Source organism: Halomonas sp. ABH4_019, from assembly GCF_056159885.1.
This window is the reverse complement of the sequence record NZ_JBSWWC010000002.1, coordinates 419,664-436,495: the sequence shown is the minus strand read 5'-3', so window position 1 is coordinate 436,495 and position 16,832 is coordinate 419,664. Positions and strand designations below refer to the sequence as shown.

The 16,832-nt window shown below is 69.0% G+C and carries 16 protein-coding genes; 10 read left to right on the top strand and 6 right to left on the bottom strand.

The window, feature by feature from the left end:
- Nucleotides 1–104: 104 nt before the first annotated feature.
- Genes slmA through coaBC form a run of 5 tightly spaced genes read right to left on the bottom strand, consistent with a single transcriptional unit; the run spans nucleotide 105 to nucleotide 4,864 of the window.
- Nucleotides 105–716, bottom strand: coding sequence for a nucleoid occlusion factor SlmA (gene slmA, locus ACXAFN_RS09140; RefSeq protein ID WP_474988128.1), 612 nt, complete (start codon nucleotides 714–716; stop codon nucleotides 105–107).
- A gap of 55 nt (nucleotides 717–771) precedes the next feature.
- Nucleotides 772–1,674: an acetylglutamate kinase gene (gene argB, locus ACXAFN_RS09135; RefSeq protein WP_474988126.1), complete on the bottom strand. Its 903-nt coding sequence runs from the start codon at nucleotides 1,672–1,674 to the stop codon at nucleotides 772–774.
- 33 nt (nucleotides 1,675–1,707) lie between these two features.
- Entirely contained in the window at nucleotides 1,708–3,105 is a 1,398-nt protein-coding gene (locus ACXAFN_RS09130; RefSeq protein WP_474988124.1) for a phosphomannomutase/phosphoglucomutase, read from the bottom strand.
- A 31-nt stretch (nucleotides 3,106–3,136) separates the two neighbouring features.
- Nucleotides 3,137–3,604: a dUTP diphosphatase gene (dut, locus tag ACXAFN_RS09125; RefSeq protein ID WP_474988123.1), complete on the bottom strand. Its 468-nt coding sequence runs from the start codon at nucleotides 3,602–3,604 to the stop codon at nucleotides 3,137–3,139.
- A gap of 33 nt (nucleotides 3,605–3,637) precedes the next feature.
- Complete coding sequence (coaBC, locus tag ACXAFN_RS09120) at nucleotides 3,638–4,864, bottom strand: bifunctional phosphopantothenoylcysteine decarboxylase/phosphopantothenate--cysteine ligase CoaBC (protein ID WP_474988121.1); 1,227 nt, start codon at nucleotides 4,862–4,864, stop codon at nucleotides 3,638–3,640.
- A 123-nt stretch (nucleotides 4,865–4,987) separates the two neighbouring features.
- Here coaBC and radC point away from each other — a divergent pair, with 123 nt between their 5' ends.
- The 10 genes from radC to ACXAFN_RS09070 all read left to right on the top strand — a co-directional run bounded on the left by radC (nucleotide 4,988) and on the right by ACXAFN_RS09070 (nucleotide 13,835).
- Nucleotides 4,988–5,662: a RadC family protein gene (gene radC / locus ACXAFN_RS09115; protein WP_474988120.1), complete on the top strand. Its 675-nt coding sequence runs from the start codon at nucleotides 4,988–4,990 to the stop codon at nucleotides 5,660–5,662.
- A 239-nt stretch (nucleotides 5,663–5,901) separates the two neighbouring features.
- On the top strand, nucleotides 5,902–6,138 hold the full coding sequence (gene rpmB, locus ACXAFN_RS09110; RefSeq protein WP_035592734.1) for a 50S ribosomal protein L28: 237 nt from the start codon (nucleotides 5,902–5,904) through the stop codon (nucleotides 6,136–6,138).
- A gap of 24 nt (nucleotides 6,139–6,162) precedes the next feature.
- Nucleotides 6,163–6,318 (top strand): 50S ribosomal protein L33, encoded by a 156-nt coding sequence (rpmG, locus tag ACXAFN_RS09105; protein ID WP_016856547.1) that lies wholly within the window; start codon nucleotides 6,163–6,165, stop codon nucleotides 6,316–6,318.
- Between the two features lie 114 nt (nucleotides 6,319–6,432).
- Nucleotides 6,433–7,254, top strand: a complete 822-nt coding sequence (gene mutM / locus ACXAFN_RS09100; RefSeq protein WP_474988118.1) for a bifunctional DNA-formamidopyrimidine glycosylase/DNA-(apurinic or apyrimidinic site) lyase — start codon at nucleotides 6,433–6,435, stop codon at nucleotides 7,252–7,254.
- 92 nt (nucleotides 7,255–7,346) lie between these two features.
- Nucleotides 7,347–8,543, top strand: a complete 1,197-nt coding sequence (locus tag ACXAFN_RS09095; protein WP_474988117.1) for a class I SAM-dependent rRNA methyltransferase — start codon at nucleotides 7,347–7,349, stop codon at nucleotides 8,541–8,543.
- A 55-nt stretch (nucleotides 8,544–8,598) separates the two neighbouring features.
- On the top strand, nucleotides 8,599–8,919 hold the full coding sequence (locus ACXAFN_RS09090) for a putative signal transducing protein (protein WP_474988116.1): 321 nt from the start codon (nucleotides 8,599–8,601) through the stop codon (nucleotides 8,917–8,919).
- A gap of 37 nt (nucleotides 8,920–8,956) precedes the next feature.
- Entirely contained in the window at nucleotides 8,957–9,391 is a 435-nt protein-coding gene (locus tag ACXAFN_RS09085; RefSeq protein ID WP_474988114.1) for an acyl-CoA thioesterase, read from the top strand.
- A 193-nt stretch (nucleotides 9,392–9,584) separates the two neighbouring features.
- On the top strand, nucleotides 9,585–10,700 hold the full coding sequence (gene ald / locus ACXAFN_RS09080; protein WP_474988112.1) for an alanine dehydrogenase: 1,116 nt from the start codon (nucleotides 9,585–9,587) through the stop codon (nucleotides 10,698–10,700).
- A 249-nt stretch (nucleotides 10,701–10,949) separates the two neighbouring features.
- Nucleotides 10,950–11,975, top strand: a complete 1,026-nt coding sequence (locus tag ACXAFN_RS09075; protein WP_474988111.1) for a tryptophan--tRNA ligase — start codon at nucleotides 10,950–10,952, stop codon at nucleotides 11,973–11,975.
- 180 nt (nucleotides 11,976–12,155) lie between these two features.
- On the top strand, nucleotides 12,156–13,835 hold the full coding sequence (locus ACXAFN_RS09070) for an NAD-dependent malic enzyme (RefSeq protein ID WP_474988109.1): 1,680 nt from the start codon (nucleotides 12,156–12,158) through the stop codon (nucleotides 13,833–13,835).
- 183 nt (nucleotides 13,836–14,018) lie between these two features.
- Here ACXAFN_RS09070 and acnA read toward each other — a convergent pair whose 3' ends face one another.
- Entirely contained in the window at nucleotides 14,019–16,766 is a 2,748-nt protein-coding gene (gene acnA / locus ACXAFN_RS09065) for an aconitate hydratase AcnA (RefSeq protein WP_474988107.1), read from the bottom strand.
- Nucleotides 16,767–16,832: the final 66 nt, after the last annotated feature.

The window sequence follows — 16,832 nt, the reverse complement described above, 5'->3', positions numbered from 1 at the left end:
GCAGGCTCTAGCGTTGGTGGCTTCGAGCTTCGAGCTTCGAGCTTCGAGCTTCGAGCTTCGAGCTTCGAGCTTCGAGCTTCGAGCTTCGAGCTTCGAGCTTCGAGCTAGGCCGTCTGCACCGCCTCGCGCATCAACCTCGCCGATAACACGGGCCACTGGTCGTCCCAGTGCTCGGTGGGCAGGCGGCGGAAGTCGCTGCGCACGTACTGGGCGATGCGCCCCTCGGCCTGGGCGATCAGCAGGTTGGCGGCGGCCGGAATCGGCAGGGTGGGGCGCAGCCCCTCGCGCAGCTCGGCCTCGCGCAGCACCTGCTTGAGCTGGGTCTCCAGCCGCTCGAAGAGCTGGTGGATGCGTTGGCGCAGCCGGGCCGTCTCGCCGGTCAGGACGTCGCCGCCGAGCAGCCGCGACAGGCCCGGGTTCTTTTCGGCGAAGGCCAGCACTAGGGTCAGGATCTGACCGCAGCGGGGCACCGCCTCGGGGGTCTCCTCGAGGATGCGGGCGATGCGTTCGAACAGCGTCTGCTCGATGAACTCGATGAGCCCCTCGAACATGCGTGCCTTGCTGGGGAAGTGGCGGTAGAGGGCGGCCTCGGACACGCCGACCTGGCGGGCCAGGGCGGCGATGGTGATGCGCTTGCCGCTGTCTTCCTCCAGCATCAGGGCCAGCCCCTGGAGGATCTGCTCCCGGCGGCTGGGGGTGGGGGTTGCCTGCGTCATAGCGTTCTTTTCTTGTCGGTCCTTGAAGAGGGGCCGGTCTGGGCCGGCCTCGGCGTCAGCGTGTCGCGTTGGTGATCAGCGTGCCTACCCCGGCGTTGGTGAAGATTTCCAGCAGGGTGGCGTGGGGCACCCGGCCGTCGACAATGTGGGCGCTCGCCACGCCACCCTTGACGGCGTCCAGGGCGCAGCGGATCTTCGGCAGCATGCCGCCATGGATGGTGCCGTCGGCGATCAGGGCGTCGACCTGGGCGGTGGTCAGCCCGGTGAGCACCTCGCCCTCGGCATTCATCAGCCCGGCGACGTTGGTCAGCAGCATCAGCTTCTCGGCGTCCAGGGCCTCGGCCACCTTGCCCGCCACCAGGTCGGCGTTGATGTTGTAGCTGCGGCCGGCCTCGTCGACGCCGATCGGGGCGATCACCGGAATGAAGTCGCGCTCGGCGAGCATCTCGATCAGGTCGGTGGAGATGTGCTCCACCTCGCCGACGTGGCCGATGTCGATGATCTCGGAGGCGGCCATGTCCGGCGTCTGGTGCTCGACCTGGAGCTGGCGGGCGCGGATCTGGCCGCCGTCCTTGCCGGTCAGGCCGATCGCCTTGCCGCCGCTCTGGTTGATCAGGTTGACGATGCCCTTGTTGACCAGTCCGCCCAGCACCATCTCGACCACGTCCATGGTCTCGGCGTCGGTGACGCGCATGCCGTTGACGAAGCGCGACTCGATCTTGAGCTTGTCGAGCAGGTCGCCGATCTGCGGGCCGCCGCCGTGAACCACCACCGGATTGATGCCGACTTCCTTCATCAGCACCATATCGCGGGCGAAGGAGTCGATCAGGGTGTCCTCGGTCATGGCGTTGCCGCCGTACTTGACCACCACGGTCTTGCCGGAGAAGCGCTGGATATAGGGCAGGGCCTCGGAGAGCACCTCCACCACCTGGCGGGGGTCGCGTGTCTGTTCGGTCATCTCATTTGTCCTGATGGTGTCTGGTGGGGCGGCTCACAGTGCGATCTCGAGGTCCGGCGCCGCCTGGGCGAGGGCGGCGGCGAAGCGGTCACGGATGCGCGCCAGCGCCGCCTCGCTCTTGCCCTCGAAGCGCAGCACCAGCATCGGCGTGGTGTTGGAGGCGCGGCACAGCCCCCAGCCGTCCGGGTAGTCGACGCGAATGCCGTCCAGGGTGGTCTTGATGCCATCCTCGCCGAAGTCGCCCTCCCGGGCCAGTCGATCCACCAGCGCGAACTTGGTCTCGTCGGTGACGCCGACGTTGATCTCCGGGGTACCGATGTCCTGGGGATAGCGGGCGAAGAAGGCGTCGGCGTCCTTCGCCTGGCGCGACAGCACCTCCAGCAGCCGGGCGGCGGCGTAGAGGCCGTCGTCGAAGCCGTACCAGCGCTCCTTGAAGAAGATGTGCCCGCTCATCTCGCCGGCCAGCTGGGCGCCGGTCTCCTTCATGCGGGCCTTGATCAGCGAGTGACCGGTGCGCCACATCTCCGGGGTGCCGCCGGCCTCGTCGATGACGCGGGCCAGGTTGCCGGTGCACTTGACGTCGAAGATCACCCGGGCGCCGGGCTGGCGCGCGAGCATGTCCTCGGCGAAGGCCATCATCAGGTGGTCGGGGTAGATCAGCTCGCCCTGGGGCGTGATCACGCCCAGCCGGTCGCCGTCGCCGTCGAAGGCCAGGCCGATGTCGGCGTCGTGCTCGCGCACGGCGCGGATCAGGTCCTGGAGGTTCTCTGGCTTGCCCGGGTCCGGGTGGTGGTTGGGGAAGGTGCCGTCGATCTCGGCGAACAGCGGGACGGTCTCGGCGCCCAGGCGCTCGACCAGCCGCGGGCCGAGCTCGCCGGCCACGCCGTTGCCGCAGTCCACCACCGCCTTGAGCGGCCGGGCCAGGGTCACGTCGCCGAGGATGCGCTCGAGGTAGGCCTCACGCACGTCGTGTTCGGTCACGCGACCCTCGCCTTCGGCCAGGTCGCCCTCGATGATCCGGCGGTGCAGGTCGGTGATCGCCTCGCCGGCCAGGGTCTCGCCGCCGAGCACGATCTTGAAGCCGTTGTAGTCCGGCGGGTTGTGGCTGCCGGTGACCATCACCCCGGAGGCGGTGCCGTCCAGCTCATGGGCGGCGAAGTAGAGCACCGGCGTGGGCACCATGCCGATATCGATCACGTCGCAGCCGCTGGCGGTCAGGCCGCGGGTCAGGGCGTCCTTGAGCCGCGGGCCGGAGAGCCGTCCGTCGCGGGCGACCACCACCCGGGATTCGCCGCGGGCGCGGGCGGCGCTGCCGATGGCCCGGCCGATGCCCTCGACGCCGGGCTCGGTGAGGGTGTCATCGACGATGCCGCGGATATCGTAGGCGCGGAAGATGGAGGCGGGGGCGGGGCTGTCGCTGTCTCGATGCATGTCGTCGTCCTTGTCGCTGGGGCGGTGGGCGTCAGTGGCGCCCCGAGCTGCCGAAGCCGCCGTCGCCGCGGGCGCTGGCGTCGAAGTCGTCGACCAGTTCGAGGTCGGCCTGCACCACCGGCACCAGCACGTACTGGGCCAGCCGCTCGAAGGGCTCGAGGGTGAACGTGGTGCCGCCGCGATTCCACACCGAGACCATCAGCTCGCCCTGGTAGTCGGAGTCGATCAGCCCGACCAGGTTGCCGAGCACGATGCCGTGCTTGTGGCCGAGCCCGGAGCGGGGCAGGATCATGCCGGCCAGGCCCGGGTCGGCGATATGGATGGCCAGGCCGGTGCGCACCAGCTGGCAGTCGCCGGGTTCGAGCACCAGCGGCGCGTCGAGCAGGGCGCGCAGGTCCATGCCGGCGGAGCCGTGGGTGGCGTAGTGGGGCAGGTGGTCGCGCATCCGCTCGTCGAGCAGCTTGACGGCGAGGCGAGGACGGTCGGGAAAGGTCGGCATCGGGTGTCTTCCAGGAGTCGGTGGCGGCGAAATTCAGGGGCGGTCGGTCGCACCCAGGCGGCTCAGCGCCCGGCGCATCACGGCCTCGGCCAGCTCGGCCTTGGGCTGGGGCGGTAGGTCATCCTGGCCGGTGGCGTCGCCGTCGCGCCACAGCAGCAGGGCGGCGTTGTCGTCGGCGCCGAAGCCCAGTCCGGCGCGAGAGACGTCGTTGGCCACCACCATGTCGAGGCCCTTGCGCGCGAGCTTGTCCCGGGCGTAGGTCGCCAGGTCCCGGGTCTCGGCGGCGAAGCCCACCACATAGGGGCGGTCGGGGCGCGCGGCGACGGCGGCGATGATGTCGGGATTCTTGACCAGGCGCAGGGTGAGGGTGTCTTCGCCCTCGCGCTTCTTGAGCTTGTGCTCGGCCGGGGCCTCGGCGCGGTAGTCGGCCACCGCGGCGCAGCCGATGAACAGATCGCACTCGCCGGCCAGGCGCTGGGCGGCGTCATGCATCTCCCGGGCGCTCTCCACGTCGAGGCGCTCCACGCCGGCCGGGGTGGGCAGTGCCACCGGGCCGCTGATCAGTTGTACTTTGGCGCCGAGGGCGGCCGCGGCGGCGGCCAGGGCGAAGCCCATCTTGCCGGAGCTGTGGTTGGAGAGATAGCGCACCGGGTCCAGCGGCTCGCGGGTGGGACCGGCGGTGATCACCACGCTGAGCCCCTCGGCGGGGCGATCGGCGGGCGCCGTCAGGGCGGTCAGGATGGCCTCGGGCTCCAGCATGCGGCCGGGGCCCACGTCGCCGCAGGCCTGGTCGCCGCTGTCCGGGCCCAGCAGCCGCCAGCCGTCGTCGGCCAGTCGGCGGGCGTTGCGGGCGGTGGCCGGCTGGCGCCACATGGCCTGGTTCATGGCCGGCGCCATGACCTTCTCGGCGTCGCTGGCCAGGCACAGGGTGGTGAGCAGGTCGTCGGCATGGCCGTGGGCGAGCCGCGCCATCACATCGGCGGTGGCCGGGGCGATCAGGATCAGGTCGGCCCAGCGGGCCAGCTCGATGTGGCCCATGCCGGCCTCGGCCTCCGGGTCGAGCAGCGAGGTGCGCACCGGCTCGCCGGTCAAGGCCTGTAGCGTCAGGGGCGTGATGAAGGCCTGGGCGCCGTCGGTCATCACCACCCGCACCTCGCAGCCCGCCTGCTTGAGCAGCCGGGCGAGCTGGGCGCTCTTGTAGGCGGCGATGCCGGCGCTGATGCCGAGCAGGACGCGTCGCGGGGCGGTGTGTGTCGACATGGCGATATCCGAGGTGAATCCGACCGCCTACCTTACCACTCGGCCGCCACCTTGCGTAGCCGCGCCCCGGCGGGGGTGAGGCTACACTGGTGTCAGGGCGGAAGCATGGGCAAGGAGGCCGGGATGTCGATTCGGGACTGGCCGGAGGGCGAGCGCCCCCGGGAGAAGCTGCTGGCGCTGGGGGCCGAGGCGCTCTCCGACGCCGAGCTGCTGGCGATCTTCCTGCGCGTCGGCGTGACCGGACGCTCGGCGGTGGACCTGGCCCGCGACCTGCTCTCGGCGTTCGGCGGCCTGAGGCCCCTGCTCGAGGCCGATCGCACGCGTTTCTGCGCCGAGCGTGGCCTGGGCGAGGCCAAGTTCGTGCAGCTGCAGGCCACGCTGGAGCTGTCCCGGCGTCACCTGGCCTGCCGGCTGGAACGCGAGGGGGCGCTGACCTCGCCGTCCCTGGTGCGCGCCTATCTCTCGTCGCGGCTGCGCCATCTCGGCCATGAGGAGTTCGCGGCGCTGTTCCTCGACAGCCAGCACCGGGTGATCCGCTTCGAGTCGCTGTTCCGGGGCACCCTCGACAGTGCCTCCGTGTACCCGCGGGAGGTGGCGCGGCGCGCCCTGGCGCTGGGGGCCGGGGCGATCATCTTCGCCCACAACCATCCCTCCGGGGTGGCCGAGCCCAGCGATGCCGACCGGCGCATCACCGAGCGTCTCAAGGCGGCGCTTTCGCTGTTCGAGATCCGGGTGCTGGATCATTTCGTGGTCGGCGACGGCGAGGTGGTGTCCTTTGCCGAGCGTGGGCTGCTATAATCCGCCGCGATCAAAATCAGCAGACGCAGTCGCGCTCGCCCGAGACTGGCCCCGAGGCCACGTCGGCCGGCGATGCCACTGCATATGTCTGCACGTCGCTTGTCTGGCAGCCTTGACTCTGGTATAAAGTGCAGCCTTTGAATTCCCTTGGGTCAAATGACAGCGGGGTCGTCCCGGTTTTGCCCGACAGGTTTTGAACAATCAGGTATTCGTACCTGGCCAAGCGGTTGGAGGCTCTCATGTCCAAAGTATGTCAGGTTACCGGCAAGCGCCCGGTGACTGGTAACAACGTTTCACACTCCCAGCGCAAGACGCGTCGTCGTTTCGTGCCGAACCTGCACAGCCACCGTTTCTGGGTGGAGTCCGAGAAGCGCTTCGTCAAGCTGCGCGTCTCCTCCAAGGGCATGCGCATCATCGACAAGAAGGGCATCGAAGCGGTGCTCGGCGACATTCGCAAGCGCGGCGAAACCGTCTAAGCGTTTCCATCAGGGAGAAGACTCATGCGTGACAAGATTCGTCTGGTGTCCAGCGCCGGTACCGGCCACTTCTACACCACCGACAAGAACAAGCGGAACACTCCGGACAAGATGGAGATGAAGAAATTCGATCCGGTTGTTCGCAAGCACGTGATGTACAAGGAAGCCAAGATCAAGTAAGTCGGGATCCCCGCGGTTCCCGAGATCGCTTCCGCCGCAGGCCTCGGCCTGTCCTCAAGAACCCGGCCCGATGGTCGGGTTCTTGCGTGCTGATCGCCGACAGAAGGTCGCCCCATGCCCGAGTTGCCCGAAGTCGAGACCACCCGGCGCGGCATCGCCCCGCACGTGGAGGGCCGCGAGATCACCGAGGTGATCGTGCGCCACTCCCGCCTGCGCGTGCCGGTGCCGGAGGACCTGGTCGACCGCCTGGTGGGGGCCCGCATCGGCCCGCTGGAGCGTCGCGCCAAGTACCTGCTGGTTCCCCTCGAGGGGCGGGAGGCCACCCTGCTGTGGCACCTCGGCATGTCCGGCAGCCTGCGCATCGCCCGGCTCGGCGAGCTGCCCAAGAAACACGATCACCTCGACCTGGTGCTCGACGGCGGTGCGGTGCTGCGCTATCACGACCCGCGCCGCTTCGGTTTCGTCGACTGGCTGGCCGGAGACGCCGAGCAGGACAAGCGCCTCGCCCGGCTGGGCCCGGAGCCGCTCTCCGAGGCCTTCGACGGCGGGCGACTGTTCGAGATGTCGCGCCGGCGGCGCCTGGCCGTGAAGCCCTTCCTGATGGACAACGCCGTGGTCGTCGGCGTCGGCAACATCTACGCCGCCGAGGCGCTGTTCCTGGCCGGGATCGATCCCCGTCGCGCCGCCGGGCGCATCTCGCGCGAGCGCTACGATCGCCTGGCGGCCGCGGTCAGCGAGGTGCTGGCGGCCGCCATTACCCAGGGCGGCACCACCCTGCGCGACTTCGTCGGCGGCACCGGCGAGCCGGGCTACTTCGCCCAGCGGCTCAACGTCTACGGTCGCGACGGCGAGCCCTGCCGGCGCTGCGGCGCCGAGCTGCGCCTGGTGACCCTGGGCCAGCGGGCCAGTGTTTTCTGCGGCGAGTGCCAGACCTGAGCGCGCCGCCTCGATTCGATGCCCGGGTCCAGGGCCGGCATTCCCCGAACGTCCCCCACGACGCCCACGACTTCCATGATGAGAACCACGACATGACCGCCCTACGCCCCCTGCGCCTGAAGAAGAATGCCGATCGCCGCCTCAAGGCGGGGCATCTGTGGCTGTACTCCAACGAGATCGACACCCAGGCCACGCCGCTCAAGGCCTTCGCCCCCGGCGAGCAGGCTCGGGTCGAGGCCGCCAACGGCAAGGCGATGGGCGTGGCCTACGTCAACGCCCACTCGCTGATCTGCGCACGCCTGGTGTCCCGCGATCCTGAGATGCAGCTCGACCGCTCGCTGCTGGTGCATCGCCTGAACCAGGCCCTGGCCCTGCGCCAGCGCCTGTTCGACCGGCCCTTCTATCGCCTGGTGCACGGCGAGGGCGATCTGCTGCCGGGGCTGATCGTCGATCGTTACGGCGACGTGCTGGTAGTACAGATCAACACCGCCGGCATGGAGGCGCAGCTCGAGCCGCTGCTCGACGCCCTGGACAAGGTCGTCTCCCCGAGCGCCGTGGTGCTGCGCAACGACACCGCCGGGCGTCGCCTCGAGGGTCTCGAGAGCCAGATCGAGGTGGTCAAGGGCGAGCTGCCGGAGGCGGTGGAGCTCGAGGAGAACGGCGTGCGCTTCGTCGCCCCGGTGCTCGATGGCCAGAAGACCGGCTGGTTCTATGATCACCGCGTCAGCCGTGCCTGGCTCAACCAGCACGTGGCCGGCAAGCGCGTGCTCGACCTGTTCAGCTACGTCGGGGGCTGGGGCGTGCAGGCCGCCGCCAACGGCGCCAGCGAGGTGCTGTGCGTGGATGCCAGCGCGCCGGCCCTGGAGCGAGTCGCCGACAACGTCGCCCTCAATGGGCTTCACGAGCAGGTGGCGGTGGGCGAGGGCGATGCCTTCGAGGCCCTGGCCGCGCTCAAGGCCGACGGCGAGCAGTTCGACGTGGTGATCCTGGATCCGCCCGCCTTCATCAAGAAGCGCAAGGACACCGCCGCCGGCGAGCGCGCCTACGGCAAGCTCAACCGCGAGGCCATGCGCCTGCTGGGCCGTGACGGCCTGCTGCTGTCGGCCTCCTGCTCGATGCACCTGGCGCCGGAGCGCCTGGTGGACTGCGTGCGCGGTGCCGCCCGTCACCAGGATCGCCACGCCCAGATCCTGTTCCAGGGCCACCAGGGGCCGGATCACCCGGTGCATCCGGCGATCCCCGAGACGGCCTATCTCAAGGCGCTCGGCGTGCGCGTCTTCCGCGATTGAGCGCGGTGCTTTCCTCGCAGGGGCGCGCCGAGCGGCGGGCCCCGATAGGGTTCTCATGACTGATATTGCCTTCGTCCGCGTCTTCGCCCATTCGAACCCGCTGCTGGTCGGGCATGTGGCCAACCTGCTGGAGGTCGCCGGCATTCCCGTCGAGCGTCGCAACCTGACCCTGGGCGGCGGCGCCGGCGAGCTGCCGCCCGGGGAGTGCGAGCCGGAGGTGTGGGTGGCGCCCCACAACCGGACGCGGGCGGAGACGCTGATCCATGACGCCCTGTCCGACGGCGACGAGCGACCGGCCTGGACCTGTCCCGGCTGCGGCGAGCGCCTGGAGGGGGCGTTCGACGCCTGCTGGAACTGTGGCCGCAGCCGGCCCTGAGCGCCGCCGTGCGGGGTCGCGACGAGGAGTGCCTGCCATGCCCTGGGACCTGCCCGATCCCTTCGTGATCGATCTTGTGGTCGAGGCGTCGGCCATCGATGCCTTCGGCCACGCCAATAACGCCGAGTACCCGCGCTGGGTGGAGCAGGCGAGTTGGGCGCACTCGGCGTCCCTCGGCCTGACACTGGCGCGCTATCGCGAGCTCGACCGCGCCATGGCGGTACAGCGCCACGAGCTGGACTACCTGGCGCCGGCCTTCGAGGGGGATCGCCTGCAGCTGGCCACCTGGATCGTCGCCTGCGACGCTCGCCTGACCCTGACCCGGCGCTTCCAGCTCAAGCGCCCCACCGACGATCGGACCCTGCTGCGCGCACGCACGCGCTTCGCCTGCATCGCGCTGTCCAGCGGCCGCCCCCGCCGCCTGCCCGAGGCCTTCCTGGCCGGCTATGGGGGCGCGCTGGTGAAAGAGTGATCACTTCTGAAGCGATTTTCTGATATCTGTCTTGCTGTTGGGTATATGTTCTGAGCAAGGCCGGCTCTTCCTGGGTTTTTTGTCTTTTTCTTGCGTGATCTCTTCGTGATTGTCCTGCTGTGCTGTAATGAAGCGGTGAGTCACCCTCATCCAACAATATGTCGTTCAACGACTCGGCACCGGAGGACCTCCCATGCAGATCGCCGTCCCCAAGGAAATCAAGAACCATGAATATCGCGTCGCCCTGACCCCGAGCGGCGCCCGGGAACTGGTCGGCCGTGGCCACGCGGTGACCGTCCAGGCCGGTGCCGGCGAGGGCGCTGGCTTCCCCGACGCCGACTACGAGGCGGCCGGCGCGCGCCTGGAGGCCGACGTGGCCAAGGTCTGGGCCGAGGCCGAGCTGATCCTCAAGGTCAAGGAGCCCCAGTCCGAGGAGGTCGCGCGGCTATCACGCGGCCAGACCCTGTTCACCTACCTGCACCTGGCCGCCGAGGAGCCATTGACTCGCGGCCTGCTGGAGAGCGGCGCTACCTGCATCGCCTACGAGACCATCACCGCGCGGGAAGGCGGCCTGCCGCTGCTGGCGCCGATGAGCACCGTCGCCGGGCGCATGGCCGTGCAGGCGGGTGCCCACAGCCTCGAGAAGGCCCAGGGCGGCGCCGGCATCCTGCTGCCGGGCGTGCCGGGCGTGGCGCCGGCCAAGGTCACCGTGATCGGCGGTGGCGTGGTCGGCGAGAACGCCGCGCGCATGGCACTGGGGCTGGGCGCCGAGGTCACCGTGCTGGACAAGTCCATCCCGCGCCTGGAAACCCTGGACGACCGCTACCAGGGCCGCATGAAGACCGTCTTCTCCACCGCCGACAGCCTGGAAGAGGCGGTGCGCGAGTCCGACCTCATCATCGGTGCCGTGCTGGTGCCCGGCGCCGCCGCCCCCAAGCTGATCACCCGCGCGATGCTGGCCGACATGAAGCCGGGCAGCGTGCTGGTGGACGTGGCCATCGACCAGGGTGGCTGCTTCGAGACCAGCAGACCGACCACCCATGCCGAGCCGACCTACGTGGTCGACGGCGTGGTCCACTACTGCGTGGCCAACATGCCGGGCGCGGTGGCGCGGACCTCCACCCAGGCATTGACCAACGCCACCCTGCCGTACGTCGTCGCCCTGGCCGACAAGGGCTGGAAGCAGGCGCTGGCCGACGATGCCCACTTTGCCGAGGGCCTCAATGTCCACCAGGGCCAGCTGACCTACCGGGCCGTGGCCGAGGCCTTCGGCCTCGAGTATGTGGAGGCCGCGCGCCTGATCGGTTGATCGCTGAGAGGCGAGGGGAGTGAGGAGCGTAAGGCGTGAAGAGCCTGGGGTGAGGGGAAGACGTGTGAGGCGTAGGAGATGGCGAAGCATGAGCGATACTGTTCGCCTCGCCCCTCGCCCCTCGCCCCTCGCCCCTCGCCCCTCGCCCCTCGCCCCTCGCCCCTCGCCCACCTTCCTTGTGCCGGTCGCCTTGACCGAGGCGCCGCGTTACCATAGCGGGCATTCGAGAGTCAGCTGAGTCCCGCTTTCATGACCGCACCTTCCGACAAGACCCGTGTGCTGACGGGGATCACCACCACCGGCACCCCTCACCTCGGCAATTACATCGGGGCCATCAAGCCCGCCATCGCGGCGAGCCAGGACCCCAACGTCCAGTCCTACTACTTCCTTGCCGACCTGCATGCGCTGATCAAGTGCCAGGACCCCAAGCGGGTTCAGCAGTCTCGCCTGGAGATCGCCGCCACCTGGCTGGCGCTCGGCCTGGATACCGACAACGCCATCTTCTACCGGCAGTCGGACATTCCCGAGATTCCCGAACTGGCCTGGATGATGTCCTGCGTCTGTGCCAAGGGGCTGATGAACCGCGCCCACGCCTACAAGGCGGCGGTGGCCGACAACGAGGAGTCGGGCGTTCAGGATCCCGACCGCGGCATCACCATGGGGCTGTTCGGCTATCCGGTGCTGATGGCGGCGGACATCCTGATGTTCAACGCCAACAAGGTGCCGGTCGGCCGCGACCAGATCCAGCACATCGAGATGGCGCGCGACATGGGCGGGCGCTTCAACCACCTGTTCAAGGGCCAGTACTTCGCCCAGCCCGAGGCGGTGGTGGACGAGCGCGTCCAGGTGCTCAATGGCCTGGACGGCCGCAAGATGTCCAAGAGCTACGAGAACACCATCCCGCTGTTCGTCTCCGAGAAGAAGCTGCAGAAGCTGGTGCGCAAGATCAAGACCAACTCGCTGGAACCCGGCGAGCCCAAGGACCCGGATACCTGCACCCTGTTCCAGATCTACTCGGCCTTCGCCACCGCCGAGGAGAGCGCGGCCATGCGCACCGAGTACGAGAACGGCATCGGCTGGGGCGAGGCCAAGAACCGGGTCTTCGAGTACCTCAACGCCCACCTGCGTGAGCCGCGGGAGCGCTACCAGGCGCTGCTGGAGGATCCCGGCCATATCGAGGCGGTGCTGCGCCAGGGCGCCGAGCGCGCCCGCGCCGAGGCCGCGCCCTTCATGGACCGCCTGCGCCAGGCGGTCGGACTGGGCCGCTTCGTCTAGCCCGGCGTCGCCCTTTTTGCCGCGCCGGTGGCCTCGGTCCATGGCCGCGGCGCCGGCGTGATAGAGTAGCGAGCAAGACGCCGCAGCGTGGTGTTCGGAAAGTCGGCCAGCGCAGACACTTTCTCGGACATGGCCAGAGCGTCACGGCCCGCATTCCCGACACAGCATGAGACGAACTTGATGACCAGCGAAGCCAAGCGCCCCCTCTATGTGCCCTACGCCGGCCCGCCCTTGCTCGAGATGCCCCTGCTCAACAAGGGGAGTGCCTTCACCCGCGAGGAACGGTTCGAGTTCAACCTGATCGGGCTGCTGCCCCAGAACGTCGAGACCATCGAGGAGCAGGCCGAGCGCGCCTATCGTCAGTACCGCCAGTGCCAGACCAACCTGGACCGCCACATCTACCTGCGCGGCATCCAGGACGACAACGAGACCCTCTACTTCCGCCTGGTCTCCGAGCACCTCGAGGAGATGCTGCCGATCATCTATACGCCCACGGTGGGGCAGGCCTGCGAGGAATTCTCCAACATCTATCGCAACCACCGCGGGCTGTTCATCTCCTACCCCGACCGCGACCGCATGGACGACATCCTGCGCAGCGCCACCAAGGACAAGGTCAAGGTGATCGTGGTCACCGACGGCGAGCGCATCCTGGGGCTCGGCGACCAGGGCATCGGCGGCATGGGCATTCCCATCGGCAAGCTGTCGCTGTACACCGCCTGCGGCGGCATCAGCCCGGCCTACACCCTGCCGATCCAGCTCGACGTGGGCACCAACAACGAGGCGCTGCTGGCCGATCCCATGTACATGGGCTGGCGTCACCCGCGCATCGCCCAGGAGGACTACGACGCCTTCATGGCCGATTTCATCGCCGCCGTGAAGCGTCGCTGGCCGAACGTGCTGCTGCAGTTCGAGGACTTCGCCCAGACCAACGCCCTGCCGCTGCTCGAGCGCTATCGCGACGAACTGTGCTGCTTCAACGATGACATCCAGGGCACCGCCGCGGTCTGCGTGGGCACCCTGATGGCGGCCTGCCAGGCCCGCGATGAGGGCGTCGGCGATCAGCGGGTGGTGGTGGTCGGCGCCGGCTCGGCCGGCTGCGGCATCGCCGAGCAGGTGGTGGTGGCGATGCAGGCCGAGGGGCTCACCGAAGCCGAGGCGCGACGGCGCATCTTCATGGTCGACCGCGAGGGGCTGGTCACCGAGAACCAGGAATGGCTGCGCGGCTTCCAGCGTCGCCTGGCCCAGGATCCGGCGCTGGTCGCCGACTGGGACGGCCAGTCGCTGCTGGAGGTGGTCAAGCGGGTCAAGCCGACCGTGCTGCTCGGCGTCTGCGGCCAGCAGGGGCTGTTCACCGAGGAGGTGATTCGCACCATGCACGCCGGCTGCGCCTCGCCGCTGGTGATGCCGCTGTCCAACCCCACCTCGCGGGTCGAGGCGGTGCCCGAGGACGTGATCCGCTGGACCGACGGCCAGGCCATGGTGGCCACCGGCAGCCCCTTCCCGCCGGTGGAATACCAGGGCAAGCGCTATCCGATCGCCCAGTGCAACAACGCCTACATCTTCCCGGGCATCGGCCTCGGGGTGCTCGCCGCCAAGGCCGGCCGCATCACCGACGCCATGCTGATGTCGGCCTCCCGGGCCCTGGCCCGCGAGGCGCCGGTGGCCAAGACCGGGGAGGGCGCGGTGCTGCCGGCGCTCTCCGACATCCGCGAGCTGTCCAAGGCCATCGCCTTCGAGGTGGCGGCCCAGGCCCAGCACGAGGGCGTGGCGCTGCAGTCCGATGAACAGACCCTGCGCGACGCCATCGAGCGCAACTTCTGGACGCCGGCGTATCGTCGCTATCGTCGCCGCTCGTTCTGACGTCTGGCTGAGGGCTGCGAGTTAAGGGAGCTGCGGGCTAAGGGCCACGAGCTACGAGCGGTTGGTCGCCAGCCCGATGCGATGGAGACTGCCCGAGGCCCGAAGCCCGAGGCCCAAAACGAAACAGGCCCCGCCGGATAGCCGGCGGGGCCTGTCGCTTTCAGGGCACTGGGGGCCGTTCGATCAGGCCGACCCGATCATCTTGCGCAGCACATAGTGCAGGATGCCGCCGTGGCGGTAGTACTCCAGCTCGTTGGCGGTGTCGATGCGGCACAGCGCCTCGAGGCGCTGCTCGCCCTTGTCGCCCTCGATGGTCACCTCGACCTTGCCGCCCGGGGTCAGCTCGTCGAGCCCCTCGATGGAGACCCGCTCGTCGCCGGTCAGGCCCAGGGTCTGGCGGCTCTCGCCCTCGGGGAACTGCAGCGGCACCACGCCCATGCCGATCAGGTTGGAACGGTGGATGCGCTCGAAGGACTCGGCCAGCACCGCGCGCACGCCGAGCAGCCTCGTGCCCTTGGCGGCCCAGTCGCGGCTGGAGCCGGTGCCGTACTCCTTGCCGGCGATCACCACCAGCGGCGTGCCTTCCTGCTGGTAGCGCATGGCCGCATCGTAGATGGCCAGCTGTTCGCCGGACGGCACGTGGCGAGTCTCGCCGCCGACCACCCCGTCGAGCATCTCGTTTCGGATGCGTACGTTGGCGAAGGTGCCGCGCATCATGATCTCGTGGTTGCCGCGCCGCGAGCCGTAGGAGTTGAAGTCCACCGGCTTGACCCCGCGTTCCTGCAGGTAGCGGCCCGCCGGGCTGTCGGGCTTGATGGCGCCGGCCGGCGAGATATGGTCGGTGGTCACCGAGTCGCCGAGCAGGGCCAGCACGTGGGCGCGTTCGACGTCCTCGGTGGCGGCGGGCTCGCGGCCCATGCCGTCGAAGAACGGCGGGTGCTGGATGTAGGTCGAGGCCTCGTCCCACTGGTAGACCTGGCTCTCGGGCACGTCGATGGCCTGCCAGACTTCGTCGCCCTCGAAGACCTCGGCGTATTCCTTGCGGTACATCTCGGTGCGCACCTGCTCCACCGCCTCGGCGATCTCGGCCTGGGAGGGCCAGAGGTCCTTGAGGTAGACCGGCTTGCCGTGGGTGTCGACGCCGAGGGCGTCATTGACCAGGTCCATCTGGACGTTGCCGGCCAGGGCGTAGGCCACTACCAGGGGCGGCGAGGCCAGCCAGTTGGTCTTGACCAGCGGATGCACGCGGCCCTCGAAGTTGCGGTTGCCGGACAGCACCGAGGCCACCGCCAGGTCGCCGTCGGTGATCGCCTGCTCGATGGGCTCGGGCAGCGGGCCGGAGTTGCCGATGCAGGTGGTGCAGCCATAGCCCACCAGGTTGAAGCCCAGGGCGTCCAGGTCGTCCTGCACGCCGCCGGCGGCCAGGTAGTCGGTGACCACCTTGGAGCCGGGCGCCAGCGAGGTCTTGACCCAGGGCTTGGTGTCGAGCCCGCGCGCCCGGGCGTTGCGGGCCAGCAGGCCGGCGGCCATCATCACGCTGGGGTTGGAGGTGTTGGTACAGGAGGTGATGGCGGCGATCACCACCGCGCCGGGGTCGAGGCGGAAGGCCTCGCCGTCGAGGTCGACCTCCTGGCTGTCGTGGTGCTCGTAGCTTTTCTCGACGCCCACCGCGGTCTGGCCGCCTTCGGACATCAGCTTGCCGTTCTCGGTCGAGGACGCGGGCTGCTTGCCGTCGTCTTCCATGACCTTGGCGAAGGCGCGGGGCATGTTCTTGAGCTCGACCCGGTCCTGGGGCCGCTTGGGGCCAGCCAGGCTGGCCTCGACGTCGTTCATGTCCAGCGCCAGGGTGTCGCTGAAGATCGGCTCGGCGCCGGGCTCGCGCCACAGGCCCTGGGCCTTGCAGTAGGCCTCGACCAGGGCGACCTGTTCGTCGTCGCGGCCGGTCAGGCGCATGTAGTGCAGCGTCTCCTCGTCCACCGGGAAGAAGCCGCAGGTGGCGCCGTACTCGGGGGCCATGTTGGCGATGGTGGCGCGGTCGGCCAGCGGCAGGTCCTTGAGGCCGTCGCCGTAGAACTCGACGAACTTGCCCACCACGCCGCGCTCACGCAGCATCTGGGTCACCGTCAGCACCAGGTCGGTGGCGGTGATGCCCTCGCGCAGCTTGCCGGTGAGCTTGAAGCCGACCACCTCGGGAATCAGCATCGACACCGGCTGGCCGAGCATGGCGGCCTCGGCCTCGATGCCGCCGACGCCCCAGCCGAGCACGCCCAGGCCGTTGATCATGGTGGTGTGGGAGTCGGTGCCTACCAGGGTGTCGGGGTAGGCGAGCGTCTTGCCGTCTTCTTCCTTGGTCCACACCGTCTTGCCCAGGTACTCCAGGTTGACCTGGTGGCAGATGCCGGTGCCCGGCGGCACCACGCGGAAGTTGTCGAAGGCCTGCTGGCCCCAGCGCAGGAACTCGTAGCGCTCGCGGTTGCGCTCCATCTCGATGGCGACGTTGTCCTTGAAGGCGCTGGGATCGCCGAAGTGGTCGACCATCACCGAGTGGTCGATCACCAGATCCACCGGCGACAGCGGGTTGATGCGCGAGGGTTCCTCGCCGAGGGACTCGACCGCGGCGCGCATCGAGGCGAGATCCACCACGCCGGGCACGCCGGTGAAGTCCTGCATCAGCACCCGGGCCGGCCGATAGCCGATCTCGCGGTCGGACGAGGCGGTCTGCTGCCAGTCGACCAGCGCCTGCATGTCCTCGCGCTCGACGCCCTCCTGGTCGGCGAAGCGCAGCTGGTTCTCCAGCAGGATCTTCAGCGTCATCGGCAGGCGGCCGATGTCGCCCAGGGCCTCGGCGGCTTTCGGCAGGCTATGATAGTGATAGGTGGTGCCGGCGGCCTCGAGGGTCTGCAGGGTCTCCGATAGGGACGAGGTGCTCATGGTGTCCTCCAGTCACGGGGAAGTGATCGAACCATCCTGGTCCTTTCAGTATGACATGGTCATGAT